Below are 1,094 nucleotides of genomic sequence, written 5' to 3'. Positions count from 1 at the left end.
AGGCGCTCTGGACGTTCGTCTATACCGAGGGCGTCGAGCCCACCAACAACCTCGCCGAGAGGGACCTGCGCCATGCGGTCATCTGGCGCAAGACGAGCTTTGGCACCCAGAGCGAGGACGGCAGCCGATTCGTCGAGCGCATCCTCACGGCCGTGATGAGCCTCAGGAAGCAGGAGCGCAACGTGCTCGACGCTCTCACTGCGTCCCTTGAAGCCCATCTCCACGGCGCTCCCGCACCATCGCTGCTGCCCGGAACCTGAATCCAGCTCACGCTCGCGGTCGCCCAGCCCCCTGAACGCTTACCCGGAGTCCATGTGACAGTCTCCGCGCGGCGGCTCGCGCCGCTGAACCCAAACCCTGGAGCTTTGGACATGCGTCTCCCCAGTGCAACGCCTGAGGTGAAGTCCAAGCAGAACGGGACCGAGCTTCTGCGGCGACTCATCGCCGGGGAGCCGGTGCCGGACGTCTACCCCCTGGGAAGCCTTCGGCACGGCGGCCACAACCTCTTCGTCAAGAAGGAGAAGACGGAGGAGGAGCTCGCCAAGGAGAAGCTGGCGAAGGAGAAGAGGGAGGCGGAGGCCGCGGCGCTCGAGTTGGCGAAGGCGAAGCTCAAGCAGGGCCTCATCGCGCAGGGGACACAGCAGGTCCAGGGGTTCGTCGCGGCGTTCCTGCAGAAGCTGGCGGGGCCGCGGCTGGCGGTGTTTCGCGAGGGCACAAAGGATGGTCACAAGCACGAGCGGGGGTACCAGAGCTGGGGCAGCGGCACCTCCAGCCTGGGGAGCGTCTATGAGTTCACCTCCGCCGCGAAACCGCTCGAGGACTCCTTCCGCAAGGTCTTCATTGCGATGAAGAACTCCCTGGAGGGGGCCCAGGGGCTCCCGTACCCGTTCCAGATCCGGCTGAGCAAGTATGACACCCAGCACGCGCACCTCTTCTACAACCCGGTGCTCGACGAGATGGGTCTCATGGGTGTGGCTCCCATCCTGATCACGCGGCGCGCCGCACCCGAGCGCGCCGTGGCGCGAGAATGAGAGTCATGGCGGCGTCCCAACGGTCCGAGAGCACCAGAGCGCGGAGGTCGAGGATGTGCTGGC

General features: G+C 66.2%; 2 protein-coding genes. Both read left to right on the top strand.

Annotated features, from left to right (window positions below; genetic code table 11):
• Positions 1-260 (top strand): transposase (locus D7V77_RS42100; RefSeq protein WP_147452353.1); only part of this gene is annotated, 260 nt, incomplete at its 5' end.
• 111 nt (positions 261-371) lie between these two features.
• Positions 372-1,031: a hypothetical protein gene (locus D7V77_RS42095; protein ID WP_147452365.1), complete on the top strand. Its 660-nt coding sequence runs from the start codon at positions 372-374 to the stop codon at positions 1,029-1,031.
• Positions 1,032-1,094 lie beyond the last annotated feature (63 nt).

It is taken from the genome of Corallococcus sp. CA041A (genome assembly GCF_003612075.1).
GTDB lineage: Bacteria > Myxococcota > Myxococcia > Myxococcales > Myxococcaceae > Corallococcus > Corallococcus exiguus.
Note: the sequence above shows the minus strand (reverse complement) of the source record. Positions and strands in the feature narration are given on the sequence as shown.